This is a genomic window from Methanosarcina sp. WH1, from assembly GCF_000970005.1.
Taxonomy (GTDB): Archaea; Halobacteriota; Methanosarcinia; order Methanosarcinales; family Methanosarcinaceae; genus Methanosarcina.
Map to the genome: position 1 here is coordinate 214,816 of NZ_CP009504.1, position 21,278 is coordinate 236,093.

General features: G+C 43.1%; 20 protein-coding genes and 1 tRNA gene. 9 read left to right on the forward strand and 12 right to left on the reverse strand.

What is annotated here, in order from left to right:
• Window positions 1-68: 68 nt before the first annotated feature.
• Both MSWH1_RS00965 and MSWH1_RS00970 read right to left on the reverse strand, forming a co-directional pair.
• Window positions 69-1,151 carry a hypothetical protein gene (locus MSWH1_RS00965; RefSeq protein WP_048125284.1) on the reverse strand — a complete coding sequence of 361 codons (1,083 nt, stop codon included), beginning with the start codon at window positions 1,149-1,151 and terminating at the stop codon, window positions 69-71.
• A gap of 801 nt (window positions 1,152-1,952) precedes the next feature.
• Window positions 1,953-2,026 (reverse strand) — tRNA-Thr (locus MSWH1_RS00970).
• A 150-nt stretch (window positions 2,027-2,176) separates the two neighbouring features.
• Here MSWH1_RS00970 and MSWH1_RS00975 point away from each other — a divergent pair.
• The 4 genes from MSWH1_RS00975 to MSWH1_RS00990 all read left to right on the forward strand — a co-directional run bounded on the left by MSWH1_RS00975 (window position 2,177) and on the right by MSWH1_RS00990 (window position 5,983).
• On the forward strand, window positions 2,177-2,767 hold the full coding sequence (locus tag MSWH1_RS00975) for an aldolase (protein ID WP_048130142.1): 591 nt from the start codon (window positions 2,177-2,179) through the stop codon (window positions 2,765-2,767).
• A gap of 253 nt (window positions 2,768-3,020) precedes the next feature.
• The gene (locus MSWH1_RS00980; RefSeq protein ID WP_048125288.1) at window positions 3,021-3,632 is read left to right on the forward strand and encodes a CDP-alcohol phosphatidyltransferase family protein; all 612 of its coding nucleotides are present in this window, start codon (window positions 3,021-3,023) and stop codon (window positions 3,630-3,632) included.
• Window positions 3,633-3,764: 132 nt separating this feature from the next.
• The gene (locus MSWH1_RS00985; RefSeq protein WP_048125289.1) at window positions 3,765-4,205 is read left to right on the forward strand and encodes an archease; all 441 of its coding nucleotides are present in this window, start codon (window positions 3,765-3,767) and stop codon (window positions 4,203-4,205) included.
• 275 nt (window positions 4,206-4,480) lie between these two features.
• A complete protein-coding gene (locus MSWH1_RS00990) occupies window positions 4,481-5,983 on the forward strand; it encodes an RtcB family protein (protein WP_048125296.1) in 1,503 nt (500 codons plus the stop codon).
• Between the two features lie 15 nt (window positions 5,984-5,998).
• On the opposite strand, the gene MSWH1_RS00995 is transcribed toward MSWH1_RS00990, so the two are convergent.
• From MSWH1_RS00995 to mtrE, 9 genes are all read right to left on the reverse strand, one after another.
• Complete coding sequence (locus tag MSWH1_RS00995; RefSeq protein ID WP_048125297.1) at window positions 5,999-7,138, reverse strand: hypothetical protein; 1,140 nt, start codon at window positions 7,136-7,138, stop codon at window positions 5,999-6,001.
• Between the two features lie 1,118 nt (window positions 7,139-8,256).
• Window positions 8,257-9,207 carry a tetrahydromethanopterin S-methyltransferase subunit H gene (mtrH, locus tag MSWH1_RS01000; protein ID WP_048125298.1) on the reverse strand — a complete coding sequence of 317 codons (951 nt, stop codon included), beginning with the start codon at window positions 9,205-9,207 and terminating at the stop codon, window positions 8,257-8,259.
• A 12-nt stretch (window positions 9,208-9,219) separates the two neighbouring features.
• Complete coding sequence (mtrG, locus tag MSWH1_RS01005) at window positions 9,220-9,441, reverse strand: tetrahydromethanopterin S-methyltransferase subunit MtrG (protein ID WP_048125304.1); 222 nt, start codon at window positions 9,439-9,441, stop codon at window positions 9,220-9,222.
• A 17-nt stretch (window positions 9,442-9,458) separates the two neighbouring features.
• Entirely contained in the window at window positions 9,459-9,683 is a 225-nt protein-coding gene (locus MSWH1_RS01010) for a tetrahydromethanopterin S-methyltransferase subunit F (protein WP_048125306.1), read from the reverse strand.
• Window positions 9,683-10,405 (reverse strand): tetrahydromethanopterin S-methyltransferase subunit A, encoded by a 723-nt coding sequence (gene mtrA / locus MSWH1_RS01015; protein ID WP_048125308.1) that lies wholly within the window; start codon window positions 10,403-10,405, stop codon window positions 9,683-9,685. Before mtrA ends, MSWH1_RS01010 begins: the two co-directional genes overlap by 1 nt.
• Before the next feature lies 1 nt (window position 10,406).
• Window positions 10,407-10,733 (reverse strand): tetrahydromethanopterin S-methyltransferase subunit B, encoded by a 327-nt coding sequence (locus MSWH1_RS01020; RefSeq protein WP_048125310.1) that lies wholly within the window; start codon window positions 10,731-10,733, stop codon window positions 10,407-10,409.
• Window positions 10,730-11,533, reverse strand: a complete 804-nt coding sequence (gene mtrC, locus MSWH1_RS01025; RefSeq protein ID WP_048125312.1) for a tetrahydromethanopterin S-methyltransferase subunit MtrC — start codon at window positions 11,531-11,533, stop codon at window positions 10,730-10,732. Before mtrC ends, MSWH1_RS01020 begins: the two co-directional genes overlap by 4 nt.
• 2 nt (window positions 11,534-11,535) lie before the next feature.
• Window positions 11,536-12,285: a tetrahydromethanopterin S-methyltransferase subunit D gene (gene mtrD / locus MSWH1_RS01030; protein ID WP_048125314.1), complete on the reverse strand. Its 750-nt coding sequence runs from the start codon at window positions 12,283-12,285 to the stop codon at window positions 11,536-11,538.
• A complete protein-coding gene (gene mtrE / locus MSWH1_RS01035) occupies window positions 12,282-13,196 on the reverse strand; it encodes a tetrahydromethanopterin S-methyltransferase subunit E (protein ID WP_048125316.1) in 915 nt (304 codons plus the stop codon). Before mtrE ends, mtrD begins: the two co-directional genes overlap by 4 nt.
• A gap of 780 nt (window positions 13,197-13,976) precedes the next feature.
• Between mtrE and MSWH1_RS01040 the strand changes: the two genes are divergently transcribed.
• Complete coding sequence (locus MSWH1_RS01040; RefSeq protein ID WP_048125318.1) at window positions 13,977-14,783, forward strand: sugar phosphate isomerase/epimerase; 807 nt, start codon at window positions 13,977-13,979, stop codon at window positions 14,781-14,783.
• 120 nt (window positions 14,784-14,903) lie between these two features.
• Here MSWH1_RS01040 and MSWH1_RS01045 read toward each other — a convergent pair whose 3' ends face one another.
• Complete coding sequence (locus MSWH1_RS01045) at window positions 14,904-16,823, reverse strand: sodium:solute symporter (protein ID WP_048125320.1); 1,920 nt, start codon at window positions 16,821-16,823, stop codon at window positions 14,904-14,906.
• Window positions 16,824-17,347: 524 nt separating this feature from the next.
• Between MSWH1_RS01045 and wtpA the strand changes: the two genes are divergently transcribed.
• The 4 genes from wtpA (at window position 17,348) to MSWH1_RS01065 (ending at window position 21,068) form a co-directional block, all read left to right on the forward strand.
• A complete protein-coding gene (gene wtpA / locus MSWH1_RS01050; protein WP_048125322.1) occupies window positions 17,348-18,439 on the forward strand; it encodes a tungstate ABC transporter substrate-binding protein WtpA in 1,092 nt (363 codons plus the stop codon).
• Between the two features lie 117 nt (window positions 18,440-18,556).
• On the forward strand, window positions 18,557-19,375 hold the full coding sequence (locus MSWH1_RS01055; protein ID WP_082087990.1) for an ABC transporter permease: 819 nt from the start codon (window positions 18,557-18,559) through the stop codon (window positions 19,373-19,375).
• On the forward strand, window positions 19,362-20,408 hold the full coding sequence (locus MSWH1_RS01060; RefSeq protein WP_048125324.1) for an ATP-binding cassette domain-containing protein: 1,047 nt from the start codon (window positions 19,362-19,364) through the stop codon (window positions 20,406-20,408). Before MSWH1_RS01055 ends, MSWH1_RS01060 begins: the two co-directional genes overlap by 14 nt.
• A 78-nt stretch (window positions 20,409-20,486) precedes the next feature.
• Window positions 20,487-21,068, forward strand: a complete 582-nt coding sequence (locus MSWH1_RS01065; protein ID WP_048125327.1) for a TOBE domain-containing protein — start codon at window positions 20,487-20,489, stop codon at window positions 21,066-21,068.
• Window positions 21,069-21,278 lie beyond the last annotated feature (210 nt).

Below are 21,278 nucleotides of genomic sequence, written 5' to 3' on the forward strand. Positions count from 1 at the left end.
ATTCTTACCCGGATTGACCTCATCTTTCCCTATTTTTATTCATATTGATTAATTGAGGATTTTTCTTTTTACCAGACCCCGTTGTTTTTCAGGGTCGCAAGAATATTTGTGAACTCGTTGTTGAACTTACATTTTTGGAAATCAGGGGTGTTCAGAATATTTTTCTTTATTTCCTGCAGTGCTATTAAAAGGCACATGTCGTTACTGTACTCGAATTCTTCTTCAGATGAGGTTATGCTTTCGGCAAGAATTTCGATGAACCTCGGATCAAGGTCATTTGTAATATAAGTGTCCAGGATCAAAAGATCTGAAATCCTTTTATAAAAATCGATTAGTTTCTGGTAATCAGGTAAGGAGTAAATTTTTGCTGTATATTTTTGTCTGTTGAGATAAATCAGGTAACGTGATATTGTATTTATTAAGTTCTCTGTGAGTTCGCTTTCAGGGAATGTAATTGGAAACCTTTTGAGTATTTTTGGGTACATATTGTTGTTATTTCGCACTTTTTCGAGGTTCCAGATCTCAGGAAAAACCCTTGATATTGAGGAGTTAAGTGCCGCTGTTACATAATGGTAGAGTGTGGGGTCCCCGAGAACAACTCCGATTCCATCTGAAAACACGTGGTTTCCGGCAGAATCGTAAGAAGCCTGCAGACGGTAGTGATCAGTAATGATAATTTTAGGCGTGTTAATATACTGCAGAAAGTTTTCACCTTTCAAGCGATAACAATCAGCTGAATCGAGCTCTTCTCCATCTGTTCCGAATGTATATTTGATTTCCATAAGCCTTTTATATGCCATCGGAAACCTTGCTTTCATTTCTTCTGGCTGAAATATCCTGTATTTTTTCCTTATGTCCTGGCCGAGGATTTCATAGGGCAGCATAAACCGATACTGGGTTGAGTGAATGGCAAATTCATTCGACAGGGCACCATCCATATAAGGATACATAAGTTCCTGTTCTATGTTTACGTTCCTTAACAGATCTCTACAGACATACGGGGCATCTATGCAGTCTTCCTTTGAAAAGCTCACTTTGTGTAAAAAATCATTTGTTGAGGGTACGCCTTCAAAGATTTCGATTGAGATATCCTCCAGAGTTCGAGGTATTTTGCTCAACCTTTCTACAATATTGTCCTTACTCCAGAACATATATCTCACTTCTTTTTTTATATATTTATGAAGTTTTGGGCAAATAGCCTCTCATTATTAGTTGCAATATCATATTATAGAATTCTATTTTGAGACACTGGATATTTGACCTTCAGAATCTTTGTATCAAACTTTAAATAGAATTCTTTATATAATAATTTATTTATAACGCAGGTTAACAATTGAATCTACTTTTCTCCATAATCTGAAAATCAATGAAAGTCGATCCCGCTAAGTCCGATGCCTCCTGTCCTTAAGGAAAAACTTTTAAAACTTGGATGAAATCCAGGTTTATATATAAAATCAGAGTTTTAACTTTATCTTTATCTTTATGTTTCCAGGCAAATTGTAATCATTACTCAGTGCATTGAATGCTGTTAGCACCACACTATAAGTCTTAGAACATCTGATTCGTTTAATCTTATTTATGCACCCGACTTTCCGCAGATGTCCTTTCAATTTTCACAATTTTTCTTGTAATCGTTTTTACTGAAAATCGCCCTGATAACTCAAAAGTGTGGTTTTGATATTTTCCAAAGTTTTCGGCTTTTTGCCTTCATTGAAAACTTCCAGTAACCATTTCCCTAAGCCTCAGTTGAGACAATAACTGTAAATTTTCGAATAATTCTCAAAAAACGATAACAGAATAAATGTTCTTTTTTAGAAGAAATCTGCGGAAAGTAAGATGCACCAGTGAAAAGTAGAATTTAGACAAAATTAGTAAAGTAGAATTTAGACAAAATTAGTAAAGTAGAATTTAGACAAAATTAGTAAAATAGAATTTAGATAAAATTAGTACAAAGCCTCGTGCGTGATTTGAACACGCGACCTAGTGATTACAAGTCACTCGCTCTACCGGGCTGAGCCAACGAGGCGCAATGAAGCTGCCAGCAGACTTATCTAAATACAATACTAACAGATAAACTTTATGGCAGAATCCCCCTTTAAAGAGTTTGCCTCAGTGTTTTAACTGTCTCCATTTTCCCTGTTTTTGTTATTTCCGGAATGTGGGGCGCATAAACCTTATGGCATTCTTCCTCTATATCTCACATAAGATGTGGCAGGAAATGGCAAAATACGGGCGCAAGCTGGTAGAACACGGACTTGTGGAATCAAATTTTGGAAACATCAGTGTCAGAATCGGGGATCAGATGCTTATTACCCGGAGCGGAACTGCTCTTGACGAGATCAGCGGCGATAATGTTGTTGAGGTCGAAATTCAGGATACGTCTTCTCTTGACATAATTGCGTCTTCCGAGACGGTAGTGCACCGGGAGATCTACAGGCAGACCTCAGCCCTTGCAATTATTCATGCCCACTGCCCCTATGCAGTAGTAGAATCCCTGCTTGCAGGCCCCGGAGGGGTGATCGTTCCTGTAGATAGTGAAGGGCAGTACTTCCTTGGGGATATCCCGGTGGTAGGCGGCGGGATCGGGAGCCGGGAACTTGCCGAAAACCTGGCAGCCGGTCTTTCGAAACATAAGGGTGCGGTTGTTTACAGCCATGGGACTTTTGCCATTGGAAGAACCCTGGGGGAAGCGTATATTGTGACCACTCAGCTTGAGCACTCCTGCAGAATAAAGTACCTGTATGAGCTTGCAGCCGTAAAAAAGTGAAAATAAGAAGTGAAAATAAAAAGTGAAAATAAGAAGTGAAAATAAAAAGTGAAAAGTGAGATAAGTAAGTATTATCTAGGGAGTACACTGATAATCAAACATGCAGCCTTAAGTATAAATATCAAAAGACAGGTAAACAAAGAATTAATATAAATAAGTAGATCCAAATCGTTATAAGAAGCAGGATAAACTGCCATTCTTTCGGGCCTGCCTCTATAACGGATATACAACTAAAAGGAAGATTCCAAGTACCATGACGTTTAATGCCCTGAGACCCGTTGCTTCGAGAATTATTGACCCGCTGGCAGATCTTTTTATAAGATATGAGGTCTCACCTGATACGGTTTCCATAGTTTCTCTGGTCTGTGCTTTCTTTGCGGGGCTCAGTTTTTATTATTCTCCTGTATATAAAGAACTTACCCTATTAGCAAGTATCCTGGTAGTGTTTAACTCGCTTTTTGATGCACTTGATGGGGTAATAGCACGCAAATCCAACAGGGCAACATCGAGGGGTGATTTCCTCGACCATGTAATCGACCGCTATTCGGACGTTTTTATTATCTGCAGCATTTTTTTTGCAGGTTATGTGTCCTGGCAGATAGGGGTTGCGGCAATTGTGGGCGTGCTTCTTACGAGTTATCTCGGGACTCAGGCTCAGGCACTCAATCTGGGAAGGTATTACGGCGGGATTATGGGTAGAGCTGACCGTCTTGTAGTCATAATTCTTGCCGCTTTTGCCAATTCGGTTTATCCGGCTTCGATTGTAGGTTTTACCATCCTGGGCTGGGCTGTTATCCTGATTGCTGTGACCAGCCATATTACTGCAATTCAGCGGATTATCTATATCTGGAATAGGCTGGACTGATACTTTTCAGTGTTTTTTGATTTCAGCTGTTTCAGGGTTCATCTGGCTAAATCTTTTTTAAACCTGTTTTATTCCTGAAAACCGGCTTCTGAGGCGGATAGGTTAATGTAAGACAAAACCCAATACAGGGCTATGCCGTCTCAAGGAAAAAAGTATGAGTATCTGGAACACACTGCAGACATAAAGTTCCTGGCTTATGGAAATACTCTGGAAGAGGTATTTGAAAATGCAGCTCTTGCGATGTTCAATGTTATTATTGATACCGGGAAGGTTTCTGGAGAGACGGCAAGAGACGTTTACCTTAAGTCCCCTGACCTGGAATCTCTACTTGTGGACTGGCTTTCTGAGCTTTTATATCTTTTTGAGGTCGATGAGGTTGTTTTCTGGAAGTTTCGGGTAGAAGAAATCAGAGCAGAAGAAGGGGAATGCTCAATAAAAGCCCGGGCATCGGGTGAAAAATACTATCCTGAAAGTCATCCCTTTGAAACTGAAATTAAGGCGGTCACTTATAATCAGCTGGAACTCAAGAAGACTGCCGAAGGCTGGAAGGCTCAGATCGTTGTTGATATTTGAAGAGCAGGGATTTTTGTTTTTTTATGATGGCTGAAATGTACAGCTACTATGCGTGACTTTCGTGTATGCCTCCGGTTAACTTTGCGCTATACATATCTTCATGTACGTGAATTATTATCCTATCCTGTGCTATAAATCTAAAGTGAATTTTGACATTCTTAATTATAATATCTGAATTATATTCATATCCTGATTATAATATACAATTACATTCATACAGGGCTATAATCTCAGAGTTATATTCATAACACGTAAAGGAGCAGGGAGCATCGATTATGGTAGAAAATGAAGATATCGGTACTGAGGAATTGAGTGTGGAAAGTGTGCCCCGAGACATAAAACACATGGTTCTGAAGCTTTCCGATTATAGCTGGGAAATTCCGAAAGGGCATATTCCTAATATGAAGGTTCCAGGGCGCCTGTTTGTATCTGAAAATTTGCTTGGAGGCATTGAGCCCGATACTATCGACCAGATCGCAAACGTAGCAACTCTTCCTGGCATTCAGAAATATTCCATGGCAATGCCTGATGCCCACCTTGGTTATGGTTTTGCTATAGGGGGCGTTGCAGCTTTTGATGCAGAGGAAGGAGTTATCAGCCCCGGTGGAGTGGGTTTTGATATCAATTGCGGGGTGCGGCTAATCCGCACAAATCTTCAAAAGGAAGATGTAGTTCCTGAAATAAAAAGGCTGACTGATGAGCTGTTTAATAACGTGCCTTCAGGTGTCGGATCCAAAAGCCGGTTCAGGGCTTCTGACCGGGAACTGGACAATGCATTTCTTGAGGGTGCAAAGTGGGCAGTAGAAGCCGGGTATGGTGTGGAAGCGGATGTGGAACACTGTGAAGGGAATGGCTACCTGGAAGGTGCAGATACTTCTCATGTGAGCACAAAGGCAAGGAACCGTGGAAAACCTCAAATAGGAACTCTCGGTAGCGGTAACCATTTTCTTGAAGTCCAGTATGTGGACAAGATTTATGACAGGGAAGTGGCTTCGGCCTTCGGGCTTGAAGAAGGCCAGGTTACGGTAATGATCCACTGCGGATCAAGAGGCGCAGGGCATCAGATCTGCACTGATCATCTAAAAGAACTCTCTCAGGCTGTTAAGAAGTATGGGATTGAAATTCCGGATAAGCAGCTTGCCTGTGCTCCGGCTCAGTCAAGGGAAGCCCAGAACTATTTCAAAGCCATGCTCTGTGCTGCAAACTATGCCTGGGCAAACAGGCAGATGATCACTCACTGGACACGCGAATCGTTTGAAAAGGTATTTGGCAGAGATGCCGATGATTTGGGAATGAGCCTCCTGTATGACGTTGCGCATAATGTAGCAAAACTTGAAGAACATAACATTGACGGCAGGAAAAAAGAGGTTTACGTGCATAGAAAGGGGGCAACAAGAGCATTTCCCTCCGGGCACCCTGAAGTTCCGGCTGCATACAGGGACGTGGGACAGCCGGTTTTAATTCCTGGGAGCATGGGAACACCTTCTTTTATACTCTGTGGTGCAAAAGAGGCTATGGATGTTTCTTTCGGCAGTGCCTGCCATGGAGCCGGGAGGATTATGAGCAGAGCACATGCAAAGCAAGAGTTCCACGGGCAAAGCATAAAAGAGAACCTTGAAGCCCAAGGAATCACTGTAAGGGCAACTCACCCTTCCGTAATTGCAGAAGAAGCTCCTGGCGTGTACAAGTCAAGCAGTGAGGTAGTAAATGTCGTGCACGAACTTGGCATTGCCCGCAAGATTGCAAGAGTTATTCCGCTTGGGGTTGCAAAAGGTTAAACTGGTGAAAATTTCTCAGGAATTCCAGTCTTTTGAAAATAAATCAGGTTCTTTGAATCCTTCCACTCCAGCTAAGTCGGAGCTGTTTAAAGGTTCGTATTCCTTATAGAACCTGAACACAATCATGCTTGAATATGAAGTAGTTACAAAAGGTGTGCCCTGTTCTCTGAATATGTTTGAAAAGTATTCGACAAGGGTATTGATTACTTTTTCATTTTTGAAATCATGGAAGATTGTTACTGATTCCTTTCCTGGTTCAAGATAAATTTCTATATTCTTTACCAGCTGGGTTGCCAGGTACATCTTCTTGAAGTATATCAGTAAATCGGGAAGAGACATTTCGCTTACTGATTGTTTGCACAGGCGTTCCAGTATTTTTGTCGGATTCGGGACATCTCCGACTGTAAAAGTTTCGAACTGGCTTCTGTGCAACGTTACAAGGTTGTACCTTTCAACATTATATGTATACATTAGCTGGGTCCAGAACTCTGTATTATCATCAAGTTCTCTGCATATGATGTCAAGGTACCCAAAATGTTTTCGAATCCCTGGCATGGTTTCATTAAGAGAGACTGAGAGATTCTTCTTGAATGAGATCTGGGTTGAATTTGCCCTTCTGAAAATGTGTTCCACGTCCAGCTGTTTCCATCTGGCCAGAAAATGGGCTATAAGCTGGGCAAAAAATTCTCTGCTGTTTATGGTGGCATTTGAAAGGAGTATAAGGGCAGATTCAGGATTGTGTATGTCCTCACATTTGATTGAAGTTCTGATTGTCCACTGGTAGTTTCTGGAAATACGGTTAAGGTAGTTCTCGAGTTCTTTCATATCACTAATTTCAAAAGGATTGATGAGTTCATTAACCAGCTCTTCATCAGTGAGCCTTCCTTTTGTATACTTGAAAAGCCACTCGAGCATTGTTCTATTTATTATGGTATTTTCTCCGTTTTTAATTGTGTCACTAAGTTCTTCTTTTGCGGGGGTTTCTTTTAAAAATTTAATTGCTTCATCAATGCTTCTATGATATGAAAGTGCTATATCTGCAACTTCGATCGTATCTCTGACTGCAGCGCTAAGATTCCCGTCATTAGCTTCCAGAAGGGGCTGCAATTTTTTAAGGTACTTATCATCAAGGGATATGTTTTTTCTGATCAGCATATTTTACACCCAAGATGGTCTGGCTTTCTGGTCTTTTATGCTCCGATCCATAATTTATACCCCTTGTATCAATGGCTTTTCTATCTATTCCGGCTAAATGTTTAGAAATTTGTTTTATCAGATATAAATTCTAATTTTAGTACCTAAAAACCTTTATCAGTAGCTTATATATTGGTAAGTACTACCGAATATTAAATCTTTCTGTTTAGTGCCATTTATTGAGAATTTTTGTCAATTTATATTATTCTTCAGGGGGTCAATTAATTCGTAGTTTCATATAATATTCTCTGTTTATATCTTCTGGTAAATTCCTCTAATCGACGATTTTCTTTTCATTGCTCTACTGCCTATATAAGGTAGAACTTTTCTCCCATGTATTGAAGTGAATAAGTGGCAACGTATCTAAAACGGATAATATCGGTTCACAATTCTTTATATATATATGTAAGACAGTGTACGACATGTAAATTAAATAAATTGGAATGTGAATGGGGCTCAAATAGCCTTGAGAATCAGGTTAATGATTTCCTATGCTCACAGTTTTCACGTCTTTGTTGTCTTCTCTAGTTACGAAAGACATTGCTTAACTCTCTGACAAATTGTGAGTATAAAAGTGGATTTGTATGCCTTCTGATCGGGTGGGGGGTTCTGTATAAACACTCTGTCAGACATTTATATATCCGTAATAATCTGATCTCTACAGGGCGTATTTGTTCCCCACAAAAGCGAGTTGGGAGTGGATTCATCGTATCTGGCAGGCTTTTTAATGTTTCCTCGTCTGCCAGGTACTTTCCTTCCAAAAAATAACCTGTCTATGAAAAAATTTCTTCAAAGTATATTACTTTTTCTCTGTTGTTTTTTTTCTCTGTTGTTTTTTCTTTGTTTCAGTTTTCCCTATAGTTCCCTTATATGTCTCCCAATTTTTTACTATTGAAGGAAGTAACTACAAAAAAGGTACATAGGGGCTGGTACAACTTCACAGTTACTACACGGATTGTGGAATCTAATGATGGAAAATCTTGAACTAAATTTGCAGAATCTACGGTAAAAAAAGAAAAAGCAAAGAGAAAATGCCTCTTTGCTTCCGGATCTAGCGACCCATTTGATAATTTTTGAACTTACGTCAGTTTGGTGACCGGGTGGTTTTCCAGGTCTGCTATCTCGACGCCAAGTTCCTTTGCGGTTTCGCCGAGCATGATGTCTACCATGGCGACAGCAGGGAAAATCTGGTTGACGTTCTCGATAGGGCCGTAGAGCAGGAAGTCAGAACCTGCAATCTGGGCTACGAGGTTGGTACCAATGTCTGTAGGCATGTAGATTGCCTTGGGGTCAGGCTGGGTTTTCTTGAATTTCCGGAGCCAGTCCCAGGCAGAAGCCATGTTGTGGTATCCACCGCCGACAGGCAGGCCGAGCTTGCCCTTAATGGTGGGGATTGAGCGGATTGTTGCGCCTGAGCCAGCGCCAAGGGGCATTGCAGCAACGTCGACAAGGGGAATCTTGATTCCGCATTCCTCGGCGACCTGGAGCATACCCTTTGTCTGTCCTGAACCACCGATTTCAAGGATGTCCATCTTTCCTTTTACGGTTGGGTCAGTTGCGTTGAAAGCCAGAACTATTGCGGCTTCCACATCGCTCTCTGCGAGCACGTCCATTTCATCCTGTTCGATACTTGCGTTGATGGAGTTGTGGATTGCCCTGTTTGCAACTCCGATTTCAGTACAGTACTTGGCTGCAAATGCACGCACATCTCCGGCTGAGGAGTCGATCAGGAATGGGGTCCTGTCATCGATCCCAACGAACCAGTCGATGTAGTTCTTGATTGCTTCGGGGGTTTCACCCACAATCTGGTTTACATAGGGGTTTCCTGTGGCGTCGCTCATTGACACCTGTGTGTTCCACAGAGTTTCTGCAGCGGCTTTGTCAAAGAGACCTTTGTCCTCATCGGTCACGATCTTGTGCCTTGCATAGAACATGGTACTGACTAACACGGTTGGGTATTCGCCCGGCTGTCCACCGAACTTAACTCCACCTACTTCGTAAACTTCCTGTTTCCTGTCAAACTTGAACATTTTGATCCCTCATTATATTGTGAACATTGATGATACCGAGACATAGATCAGGAAGAGAAGCAGTCCTATCACTGCGCCGTACAGAATTCCGATATCTCTTCCTACCTTCTTTCCGATTCTCTGTGCAACTTCACTGTTGACGAACTCAACCTTTTCATCGATCTTTTCGAGCCTTTTCATTACTTCGTTAAACTCGGCTGGATCTACAAACGCTGCTGGTGCTTTTCCTTCCATAGTTTCACCTCTCAAGCTTAGAGACCGGCCATTAACGGGAGTATAATCACCATCAGCAGTGAAAAGAGGAAGCCTGCTGCAAAGCCAATCATTCCAGTGGACATTATTCCTGAATCCAGCTTCTGGTTCCTCGAAATCAGCTGTGCTCTGTACCGAATGCTCTCAACAGTAGCGTCAATTGCGCCCATCTGAGGGTTGAGCACCATTGGGACTCCTTTTCCGTATTCTTCTGCCATTCTCATTACCTCCCGAGCAGTAACATCCCAAGCAGGGATATGGTTACTGTCAACCCGATCATGGCACCTTCAACCTTTCCTGCATGAATCCCTGAGTGGAACTTATTCAAGTTTCCTATGTCAAGCATCCGGGCTTCAATGCCTTTCAGCCTGTTGCGGATGACTGCAATCTCACCGGAAACCGGTCTGACGACTCCGCCCTCTTCTTCTTCTTCTCCCTCTTCGCTGATTACCACGACCATTGGTTCTGCATCAAAAGCACCAGGGTCCTTTGATACAAGTTCCCTTACTTTGGCTGTGATTGCACCCATGTCTTCTGTGTCCAGCAGGTTTACGGTCTGGACCTGCTGCTGGAAGCGGTCAATTACCTCGTCGTTCAGGTTTTCTACATAAGGGATAGCGCCGACCGCACCTATAATTCTGTGGTCTTTTACACCATTTTCATGGATAGCAAGCATTGCCTGTCCTGTAACGTGCCCTTTGACTTCAGCTCCTGTTACAACCAGGAACCTGATATTGGGGTTTGCAATTATGTCGGCAACGACCTTCTCTATACCCAGGTTTTCTGTTTTACAGGACCCCGTGATTGCTGCTCCAGCATCGAGAATAGGCTTTCCGGGGAGGTGTGAAGCACAGGTAATGACTGCAACACAGCCCTTTACATCGCCTACTTCATACTCTCCTTTCAGGATGGGCCATCCAGGTGCTGGTTCTCTTTTATCTACCATTTTACATACCTCCCTCGATCAGTCTCTGTATGAATATGACCAGGGCAAGCAGTCCGCTGAAGGCAAGACCTACTACGATTCCGTAGAAAGAGTTCCCATAAATTCCTGCCATATAGGAGGTGTTCTCACGGCCGGGCCATGAGTTAAGGAGTGGTTTGCTGGGTGAAAGTGAGTTCAACAGATCATCTGCAATCCCATCAAGTTTGTCCATCCTCTCAAAGACAGGGTCCATGGAATAGAGGATCGAGTCCGCCCTTTCTTCTGCTACAATTGCAGTTTCAGGGTCCATGACAAGATGTACTTCGGGGGCTATGCGAATCATGCTCATTCTAATTCCTCCGCGCTTGGCAGCAGCCCGGTTCCAACGACCGAATGTGCATCTCTCTTGACAAACCCATAGTACTTCATAAAGGCAAAAGCCCATATCGCAAGTCCTACAGCGATGTTTAATCCTGCTGCCATCAATCCTTCATGGAGTGAAGACGCAAAACCTGTAATTACCAATGCGATGGCTGCCTTTTCAACAGCTACAGATAGAGTTCTGTCCTGTTTCTCATCAGGACCGAGGTTAGCATTGAAGGGGTGAAGGATTCCCATACCGCCTATGATAAAGATCAGTGCAATGTATCCATTGGCGACTACGTTTTCAATAACTGCGCTGTATGTGAATTCTCCTGCAATGACAACGCTTAATCCGATAATCGCCAGAGTTCCCGCACCTGCAATTTCCACCATCGCCTGTTCCATTATAGGAATTCCCATTCCTATTACTTTGTTTGCGAGGACACCAATTACGGCACCTATTACCGCTGCGGCAATGAAGGATACTATAGGTCCTGCAATACCTCCTACGGAAAGTCCGAACAGGGCAGCTACAATACCCATACCAAGGGAGATCATACCAATGGATGGAACCCCGGTACCAAGCCCGTAGCTTGCTACACGGCGAACCGCATCAGCACCCCATAAAATGGCGCAGATTGCTCCAAGACCTCCAAAGAAGGAAAACACTGGAGGCAGGAAGTGACCCAGATAAATCCCTGCAAGGCCGCCAATTGCACCTATAGCCATTATTGTTTGTGGAGGATACGCGGCTGGGGCTTCTCCTCCTGATCCACCTGCAGACATTTTTAGATACCTCCGAGCTGTGAAATTGCGATTACTGCCACAACGGCACAGAATATTGTTGCTACAAAGGAAGATATTACCGCTTTTGGCCACTTCTTCCACTTAGGATCGTGGAACCCTTCGATTGTACCTCCAATGTTATAGGAGGGAATCACGGCGTTCACGAAGAAGATACCTATTGCGAACATTGCAGCAATTCCTACAAGTTCATTTCCTGTAACCGAAGAGTTTGCGCTTGCAGCGAGACCTGCAGTAATGCCCACTTCTATAAGAGAATAGTATATGAGGGCTCCGCCGATTCCACCAAGTAAGCCGCCAATTACACCGCTGACGTAAGAAACTGTTGGAAGTCCGTGTCCCTCAGTACCCTGGGATACATACAGGTCCTGTCTGTATTTTGTAATAGGGTCGACTTTTACTTTTGCTGAGGAAGGCACACAGCCTACACCATAGACGTAGACCCAGGTTCCGACAATCATGGTTACAGAGATCATGATCATCGCCCCTACCGCACCTGAGGCAAGAATTAGGGGTAGATCCTTTGTCACGTTCATCATGAACCCTGCACTGACAAGTCCTGTCAGTCCTGCCCCTGCTGCCAGCTGCACGGTACCTGTACCGATACCAGTTGCTTGAGCCATAGCTGCAGGTGCGCCGCCCACAGGCACGAAGTGGACACTCCAGGAAATCAGGACGCCACCAACTACAATGAATACCATCCATAGGATGTTAGCCATGAGAGCGTCAATCATGCTGAAGCCTCCTCAGTTTTGTCTTCCTTGTAAGGTCCAAAAGCATTACGGGCTTTGACTTCAATCTTCCAGTTCCAGATAATTAAGATAAGAACAATTATGACACCTGTGATAACAGAGAACCAGCCTCTGGTAATGCTTACTGCAGGATCAAAAACGGTGGTAACCCAGCTTCCAAGGAACACAGTCATACCAAAAGCAATGCCTGTAACAGGACCTCCGAACTTGGCACAGAACCAGGAGTTATCATACCCGTTTCTGACCCCGGATTCTCCATATCTGACAATGTTTCCCGAGTTTGAAGCGTTGAGCCCGGAACCGAACTCGAACTGCTGGAATTCACGCTCTGCACCGTAGTGAACATCACCTGTAGATGAACCAATCGCACCTACTGTAATACCCCAGATAAAGGCAAGCATAGTTAGTGGGAAGGGGTGTCCGAGCACAACGGTCATCAGATAAGATACAATAAGGATACAGAAAGTCGTTATGAATGAGTATCCCATGATTACCGGGGTGTGGCTTCTTATCATATCCAGATAAACTGGTTGCTTGAAACGCCTCTGACTGGCTGCTCGACCCATTGTGGATGTGACAGCAAAGGTGCCGTGGACGCATGCTGCAACAAGGGAACCGATTACCAGTGCAAAGAGCGGAGATAAAGTAAATTCACTTATAAATACTGTAGCTACGGCTGCACCTACCGAGCACATCAACGCGTTTGAGGGTGGTTCCCCCGATACCGCTTTGTTATATATTCTGTGCGGAAACATCATTTGGGGAGCTAACTGGACCTGTGAGTTTGGATTACTCTGGGATCCGACATCGGATTCGAGGTCTTCTGAGGCACCTGCAATGGTTGCAGCTACGCCAATAAGTGCCAGCACTCCCATGCCTATGAGTGGTTCCATTTATTTTCCTCCTTTATAGTTATTAACATGTTAATAAGCTGGATTCAAAAACGTTATACATTTTTTTAAAATCGTCTGCCACATCATTGCAAATAAAAATGATGATGACGAGCGTTAAATTTTGGATTAGAGGGATCATTCATAAACCTTTCGAAATAAGGGTGCTTTTAAAATATTATTATAATATTATATAATATACAATCAATTTTATAAGATGCAGTGCACCGGTTAAAATAAACAAAATCCTATATATATAAAAAAAAATAAATTCTACTTTATTCAGTATCATATAAAGATTCCGATTCTTACTAATGAATTTTTTTATTTAATTTTACTAATATAATAATTATTTTTATAATAATAAGTTATCCTGATGTGGTTTTTATATTGTCAAATTTTATCTAATGTGCAGCTCTCCAATTTCCTTCATTTCTTCAGAGGACAAAAAGGACATTTTTCTGCTTCAAAAAATTTGAATTATTTTTTATTGTTCTTCTCTTCAGTGGAAATATATTCTTATGGACAAATCTGTATATTTATTCAGAAACTATTAATTAATTCTTTTGAAAAGAAGGGCGGGTAACAATTTATTATATATAAATATGTTGGCTATTTTCCCGTTTTTATAGAGATTTAAAGCCTTTTGCCTCGGGTTAAATACAAATATCATCTTTTTTTCATTCGGTGCTCAAACATCTCCATTAATTTTAACAGTCTGCAATATACTGGTTGTTACAGGCCCCGCAAAAGAATTTTATATTTTGTCTCCTTGCTTAATGCGTGATCTTCGGAGCTTCATCCTTTGCTGGTTCCCTTAAGGAACTAAAGGAAAATGTAAGGTCTATAGAATTATATGTCCCTAAACTGGGAATTTACAATGGTTCGGCACTTGAAAAGAAAGAGCTTGAACGTATCCTTGACGAAATGTCAGCATACTATTTCGCAGGTACTGTTCACGCCCCCTATTCTGCAGCAGATCCTAAGTACCCTGCAGCTCTGCAGGTGGATACTGCAAAAATGGGGGACAGAGAGTTTACTCTCCTTGAAGAGTCCATGGCAATTGCAAACAGGATAGGAGCTCATGTAGTGGTGCTGCACCCTGGGAGGGTTGGACCCGATAGAGAAAAATCCTTTGCTTCGATGGTCAATAATCTTCGATTTCTTGCCTCTTTGGCTGAAGACTATGGAGTTATGCTGGGGCTTGAAAATAAGGAAGGTACAGACCCCTCGAACTTTTGCTGCGAAGCAGAAGAACTTTCCCGGACCATTGAAATTGTGGACTCAGATTATCTTAAAGCTACCTTTGATATCGGGCATGCGAATCTCACCTGTGGGGGTGACTCTGAAAAACTCAAGATGTTTATCCGGACCCTGCAAAAACATATTATTCATCTTCATCTGCATGATAACAGTGGGCAGTGGACAGAAAAATATGATGGGGACGAGCATATGGCGCCAGGAAAGGGATGTGTCGATTTTTCGGTCCTTAAACTGCTTTCCGAATACAGGGGTGTCTACAATCTTGAAGTATTTTCCCTGGAAGATGTTCAGTTTGGAAAAAAAATCATTGAGAAAGCTCTTTATTAATATTAATATTTAATATTAATATTAAACCTCATAATTGCTCTCTCTAAAAAAATTAATGGGCTGGTTCGGTTAAGAACCTCAGCCTTCTCAAGGCTTCTACTTTTCTTAATTAATCCTTTTTTAGTAAAAGTCCAGATTAACCCCTTTCTGGCCAAGCACTTTTTTCAGCTCTTCATAAGCTGTGAAAAGCTCTTTTCTCTGCCTTTCAACGGTTTCAAGTTTTGGTTCGGCTTTGAGCCAGATATCCCTTTCTTCGCTTCCCCTTGTAACAGCGACGCAGGCAAGCATATCCCCGTGGGTCAGCCTGTATATGGAATCAAGCCCGGTTGGAGTAACCCATGCCGGAGAACTGGTTTTCAGCCTTTCTACAAGTTCGTGCCAGCTGAGAGTCCCTGAAGCCCGGAGGTTAAGCTGAAGGTGGGTGCGTTCCCCTGCAACTTTCTCATCAATGTTTTTGAGGAAAGCATTGTATGAGGGGTCTGCCTCACTGATATCACGTGCCTCGTAGCGAGCAAGCTCTTCTGCTTCCTCTTCGAAAAATGGTGCGAGATTAACCCTGCTTGAGGGCTTTGTCATAAGGGAGACCCCGAAGAAGGCAATGGCACTCAGGCCCATTCCCACAATAACACCATGGCTCATCAGAGCTGGGTGGATTGTTTCAAGATAGGAAGATGCCATGGGGGGGGTCTTTATAAGGTCCAGAGCTACAAGGGTTACCTGAACTGTAAAGCCTATCAGCATCCCTGCAAAAGCTCCTTCTTTCGTAGCTCTTTTCCAGTACAGACCTCCCATGAGAGGGAAGAAGTAAGAAGCACTTGCAATAAAGGTTGCAATATGAATTGCATCGATAATATTGGGGATAACAAATGAGCCGGCTGTCGCAGTAAGTACAATAATGAGCACACTGATCCTGTTTACAACCAGCATTTCCTTCATTGTAGCATCAGGCTTTATGTATCTCTGGTAAATATCCCTTGAGATACAGGAAGCTCCGGAGGTTGCAAAAGTGTCTGCACATGACATGGAAGCTGCTGCAAGCCCGATTGCGCTGAGAGCTATTATCAGAGGGATAGAGGTGAAACGTTCACTGACAAAGGCAAGAAGTGCAGGTTCTGCCAGAGCCATTCCTGCAGGAAAGCCCATTTCTGCTATTTCAGGGTAAATGGCGTTAAGAGCTATTGCAATTACAGCACATGCCGCGAAAACTACAGTGATCATAAGAGATCCTATGATCATCCCAAGCCGGGCTGATTTTGCATCCCTTGCAGCCCAGACCTTTTGCCAGGGGTCCTGTTCCGTAATCCAGCCAGGTACGATTGCAAACACAAAGATAAGAACCATGGGAATACCAATTGAGAGGGGGTTCCACCAGGTATTCTGTACGTTTCCGAAAAGCTCTGAACTGCTCATTGCAGGAATATTGAGGCCGCCATCAACTACTGTTCCTACTGCGACAAAAGCCATTGCTATTGTGAAGATTGCAAGGAAAGTAAACTGGATTACATCTGTCCAGACTACTGCCGAAAGCCCTCCCAGGGTTACGTAAAGGGAGACTGCAATTGCAACAATAGCCGCAGCATAAAGAGGGTCAAGGCCGTAAAAGACCTGAAGCACCAGGGAGAGCCCCGTAACATCCGCTACCGCAAAAAGGATCATCACTACGGTAATAATCAGGGCAATAGGCCATCGGACTGCGCTGCCATAGCGCTGTTCCAGAAGTTCGGGTTGTGTGATTGCAGGCAGGTTCTTTATCTTCCCAACAAGTACCGCAATGATAAGGAGGGCGAGGATGTTCGGGGCAACAAAAGACCATATAGAACCTATTCCCAGCATCATGTAAAGCCCGATAACTGCAAGAATTCCTCCGGCTGTCAGCCATGAGGCTGCAGCTGAAAATCCAAGGGCAGCGGGTCCTATCCTTCGTCCTGCAAGCCAGAAGTCAGTAACAGATTTTTGTTTTTTATTAAAATACCAGCCAATAGCCACAAGTCCGGCTATGTAGACTGAGAGCAATACTAAGAAGATGTTATAACCATCCATAAGGACACCTTTAAAAAGATAACAATTTATGGGAGTATATCTGTTTTATAGAAATTTTCCTACGTCTTACTCCTATTCAGGAACATTTGTTATATATATATTCTCATATTATTAATTCACATATTATATATTCTCATATTATTAATTCACATATTATATATTTACATATTATTAATCAATGAATAAGTAAAATTTACTTCAATTCTACTATTTATTTATTCCTCAGATGTTTTATGGGCTCTTTTTTGCTAATTAATGCAAGTTGACTTGGTTTTCATTTATTCATAAACCTTCAGCAGGAAACCCCTGAATCTTTATCTCAGGGGTAGTTGACTTTAACGTCTCGTTTTTTTGTTCAAGATTCTTGATTTCTTTATTTCTTTTATATGGACTGATTTTTCGCATGGAAAACGCTTTTTTAAGCTTCAGATCCCCTTTTCTTACTTATCTCGACTCCTTTTTGAGGACAAATATGGCATTTTTTCTCAAAAGGTTTATATCTGTTATGTTCAAGACCACCTAACATGAGAGGTAAAATTGGAGTTTTAAAGGTAATCGCTGTTCTTTCAATCCTGGCTGCTATATTTGCTGGTCTTGGCTGTGTTGACAACCAGGTAGAGGATGGAAATGCAGAAACTATGGAAGTCAATTCTGATAATACATCTGCAGGTGAAGGGTCAGTCCTTACGGTTTTTCATGCAGGGAGCCTGAGTGTGCCCTTTGAGGAACTTGAAGCCGAGTTCGAAGCCCAGCACCCAGGAGTCGATGTTCAGCGGGAAGCTGCAGGGAGTGCGCAGAGTGTAAGAAAGATCACCGAACTTGGAAAACAGGCTGATGTTCTGGCATCTGCAGACTATGTCCTTATTCCTTCCATGATGATGCCGGAATATGCGGACTGGTATGCGGCTTTTGCAAGAAACCAGCTCGTAATCGCTTACACCAATGAAAGCATGTACAGCGACGAGATCAATGCAGATAACTGGTATGAGATCCTCAGGCGCCCCGGGGTAACTTACGGATTTTCTAACCCTAACGACGATCCATGCGGTTACAGGACCCAGATGGTGACCCAGCTCGCAGAGTTCTATTATAATGACAGCACGATCTACGACGACCTGATCCTGGATAAGACCGGCATGACCGCTACAACAGAGGAGAACGGGACCGTCCTGGTACATGTCCCAGCATCCGAAGTCCTTTCCCCTGATACCAGCAAGATAATGCTCAGGAGTATGGAAGTTGAACTTTCCTCTGCCCTTGAAATGGGCGAAATCGACTATTTCTATATTTATCGGAGCGTTGCTGTCCAGCATGGTTTTAAGTTCGTGGAACTCCCGTCTGAAATTGATCTGGGATCCATCGAATATGCTGACAATTACTCAAAGGTCCAGGTCGAAATGGCAAACGGAGAAGTAGTTACAGGGTCTCCTATCGTGTACGGTATAACTATCCCTCTAAATGCTAAAAATCCTGAACTTGCTACCGAGTTTGTAAAACTACTCCTCGATGAGCCTGGTCAGCAGATTTTCATTGAGAACGGTCAGCCTCCGATTGTCCCTGCTATTTCCGAAGGAAAAGATAAAATGCCTGAAGAATTGCAGGTTCTTGTGGAATAATGATGAACTCTCCCTGGTCCGAAAAGCTGTTTCAAACACATCTGATAGGGTGGATCTCAGAACGCAAGGACCCAGGGAATTACTTAAAAACAAAAACGACAGTAAAAGAGTATAAGAATGAAAGCCACAACCCGAAAAATCCGTAAAATTGAGCCTATGACTTTCGTCTTTTCCCTTATACTGCTTGTTCTTTTTCTTTTTATTTTCCTGACTCTTTCAAACATGATCTTCGGGCAATTGTTGGGGGATTTTTCAGGTCTGGTAAAAGCTGCGGGAAACCGTTCAGTAATGGGCGCGATTTTTCTCTCTTTATATGCCGGTTTTCTTGCAACCCTTCTTGCTCTCCTCCTTGGAGCCCCTACAGGTTATATTCTTGCAAGGTTTGATTTTCCCGGAAAAAGGATGGTTGAGAGCATAATTGATGTGCCTGTTGTAGTCCCGCATACGGTTGCAGGAATTGCTCTTCTTACGGTTTTCGGGTCACGGGGGCTTATTGGTGGGCCCCTTGAAGCCTATGTCCAGTTTCGCGATGCTCTTCCGGGAATTGTGGTTGCAATGCTTTTCGTGTCCATGCCTTATCTGGCAAATTCTGCAAGGGAAGGCTTCAAAAGCGTGGATCCTAAACTTGAAAATGCCGCCCGTTCTCTGGGAGCTCCTCTCTGGAAAGCATTTTTCTTTGTAACCCTCCCGCTTTCAGCAAGGCATCTCTTAATAGGCGCCGTCATGACCTGGGCAAGGGCTATAAGTGAGTTTGGGGCAGTTGTGATTATCGCCTACTACCCTATGATAGGGCCCACGCTTATCTATGACCGTTATCTCTCTTACGGGCTTTCGGCGTCCAGACCCATAGCCGTACTGCTTATACTGGTCACACTTTCGATATTCCTTGTAATAAGAGTCCTTTCCGCAGGTTGGAGTATATATGATAGAGATTGAATCCCTCTCCCGGAAATGGAAAAATTTTGCCCTGGATGAGCTTAGCCTTAAAATAGAAGCCGGGGAATATTTTGTGATACTTGGGCCTACAGGGTCCGGAAAAACTCTGCTTCTCGAACTGATCGCGGGTTTTCATGTCCCTGATTCCGGAAGGGTTCTGGTTAATGGAAAAGAAGTAACCCACCTGCCTCCGGAAAAGCACAACCTTGCTTTTGTTTACCAGAATTATTCGCTTTTTCCTCACATGAACGTGAAACAGAATATCGCGTTCGGGCTGAAGATGAAAAAAATAAAAGACCCGAAAAGGGTTCTGGATGCTGCTCGAGACCTGAAAATTGCTCATCTTCTTGACAGAAACCCTCTGACACTTTCAGGAGGGGAACAGCAGAGAGTAGCCCTTGCAAGAGCTCTTGTCACGGACCCTAAAATTCTCCTTCTTGACGAGCCTCTGAGTGCACTTGATCCCCGTACGCAGGAAAATGCCCGGGAATTGCTTTTGGACCTCCATAAAAAAACTAATCTGACTGTGCTGCATATTACTCATGATCAGACCGAAGCCCGCTTAATGGCTGACAGAATTGCAGTCGTAATGGATGGAAAGCTTGTACAGGTTGGCACTCCTGAAGAGATTTTTGAAAAACCGGTGGATAGCCAGGTTGCCAGGTTTGTAGGATTTGAGAATGTGCTGAAAGGTAGGGTTCTCTCTGCTGATCGCGGGCTTCTCAGGATCAAAACCGGAGGAGCAGTGATCGACGCCTCAGGGAACATGGAGGCAGGAGAGCAGGTATATGCTTTTCTGAGGCCTGAAAACATAGCTTTAAGTAAAACTTCTACGCAATCCAGCATCAGAAACTCTCTGCAGGGCAGGATTGCGGAAGTCTGGATACTTGGAGCTCTTGTGAGGGTGAAGGTTGATTGTGGTGTTTCTCTGAACGCTCTCATAACACGGCAGTCAGCAGAAGAGCTGGATATCTCTCCGGGTGTTCCGGTTTATGTCCAGTTCAAGGCAAGTTCGGTCCAAGTGCTCCGTTAAAAGGGTGAAAGTCTGTGAAAGCAAGTTTCCAGTTTAAGGCAAGTTCGGTCCATGTGCTCCATAAAAGGGTGAAAGTCTGTGAAAGCGAAAACAAAGCTCTGGTTTACTGAAGATGGAAGAACGGTAATGGGGGCTGGCAGAGCCGAATTGTTGAAAACAATTGACAAAGAACGATCCCTTCGGAAAGCCTGCCAGAAACTTGGTATCTCGTACAAGCATGCCTGGATGATGCTTAAAAAAATGAATGATGCCCTCGGCGAACCTGCGGTAGTTACTGTGCGCGGGGGAAAAGATCAGGGCACCTTCCTGACTGATCTGGGTAGAAAACTGCTTGTTGAATATGATTCAAACAAAAAAATGATTAATGAAGCCATAGAAGACGAAACTTCATGGGAAAACGTAAGTTTCAAACTTTCAGCTCGAAATAAGCTTCCTGGAAGGGTACTTGAAGTCGAAAAAAGCGGGCTTGTCTCCAAGATCACTATTGAACTGGAACCTTCAGTCCTTACCTCTGTAGTTACGGAAGAGGCAGTGGAAAAGCTGGATATAAATCCCGGAGACCGGATTTATGCGGTCATAAAATCCACTGAGGTAATGGTTGCAAAAGTTGTCTGTGAAAAAGGACAGACCAAAACTGAGTCCGTAGATTCTGAGGAATAATCGCTCCGGTTGAAAAGTAGTCTCTGAAAATCAATTGTTTCATCCGGCTTGAGTTAACTCTCAAACCGGATGGCAACTGATTGAGTTTTATCTCGATTCTTGATTGAGTTTTATCTCGATTCTCGATTGAGTTTTATCTCGATTCTCGATTGAGTTTTATCTCGATTCTCGATTGAGTTTTATATCAATTTTCTTTTGACCCTTTCACTT

What these genes read in the sequence shown, in the direction of transcription:
- MSWH1_RS00965 (WP_048125284.1), bottom strand. Translation starts at nt 1,151, where the DNA reads ATGTTCTGGAGTAAGGACAATATTGTAGAAAGGTTGAGCAAAATACCT.
- MSWH1_RS00975 (WP_048130142.1), top strand. Translation starts at nt 2,177, where the DNA reads ATGGCATTCTTCCTCTATATCTCACATAAGATGTGGCAGGAAATGGCA.
- MSWH1_RS00980 (WP_048125288.1), top strand. Translation starts at nt 3,021, where the DNA reads ATGACGTTTAATGCCCTGAGACCCGTTGCTTCGAGAATTATTGACCCG.
- MSWH1_RS00985 (WP_048125289.1), top strand. Translation starts at nt 3,765, where the DNA reads ATGCCGTCTCAAGGAAAAAAGTATGAGTATCTGGAACACACTGCAGAC.
- MSWH1_RS00990 (WP_048125296.1), top strand. Translation starts at nt 4,481, where the DNA reads ATGGTAGAAAATGAAGATATCGGTACTGAGGAATTGAGTGTGGAAAGT.
- MSWH1_RS00995 (WP_048125297.1), bottom strand. Translation starts at nt 7,138, where the DNA reads ATGCTGATCAGAAAAAACATATCCCTTGATGATAAGTACCTTAAAAAA.
- mtrH (WP_048125298.1), bottom strand. Translation starts at nt 9,207, where the DNA reads ATGTTCAAGTTTGACAGGAAACAGGAAGTTTACGAAGTAGGTGGAGTT.
- mtrG (WP_048125304.1), bottom strand. Translation starts at nt 9,441, where the DNA reads ATGGAAGGAAAAGCACCAGCAGCGTTTGTAGATCCAGCCGAGTTTAAC.
- MSWH1_RS01010 (WP_048125306.1), bottom strand. Translation starts at nt 9,683, where the DNA reads ATGAGAATGGCAGAAGAATACGGAAAAGGAGTCCCAATGGTGCTCAAC.
- mtrA (WP_048125308.1), bottom strand. Translation starts at nt 10,405, where the DNA reads ATGGTAGATAAAAGAGAACCAGCACCTGGATGGCCCATCCTGAAAGGA.
- MSWH1_RS01020 (WP_048125310.1), bottom strand. Translation starts at nt 10,733, where the DNA reads ATGAGCATGATTCGCATAGCCCCCGAAGTACATCTTGTCATGGACCCT.
- mtrC (WP_048125312.1), bottom strand. Translation starts at nt 11,533, where the DNA reads ATGTCTGCAGGTGGATCAGGAGGAGAAGCCCCAGCCGCGTATCCTCCA.
- mtrD (WP_048125314.1), bottom strand. Translation starts at nt 12,285, where the DNA reads ATGATTGACGCTCTCATGGCTAACATCCTATGGATGGTATTCATTGTA.
- mtrE (WP_048125316.1), bottom strand. Translation starts at nt 13,196, where the DNA reads ATGGAACCACTCATAGGCATGGGAGTGCTGGCACTTATTGGCGTAGCT.
- MSWH1_RS01045 (WP_048125320.1), bottom strand. Translation starts at nt 16,823, where the DNA reads ATGGATGGTTATAACATCTTCTTAGTATTGCTCTCAGTCTACATAGCC.
- wtpA (WP_048125322.1), top strand. Translation starts at nt 17,348, where the DNA reads ATGAGAGGTAAAATTGGAGTTTTAAAGGTAATCGCTGTTCTTTCAATC.
- MSWH1_RS01055 (WP_082087990.1), top strand. Translation starts at nt 18,557, where the DNA reads ATGAAAGCCACAACCCGAAAAATCCGTAAAATTGAGCCTATGACTTTC.
- MSWH1_RS01060 (WP_048125324.1), top strand. Translation starts at nt 19,362, where the DNA reads ATGATAGAGATTGAATCCCTCTCCCGGAAATGGAAAAATTTTGCCCTG.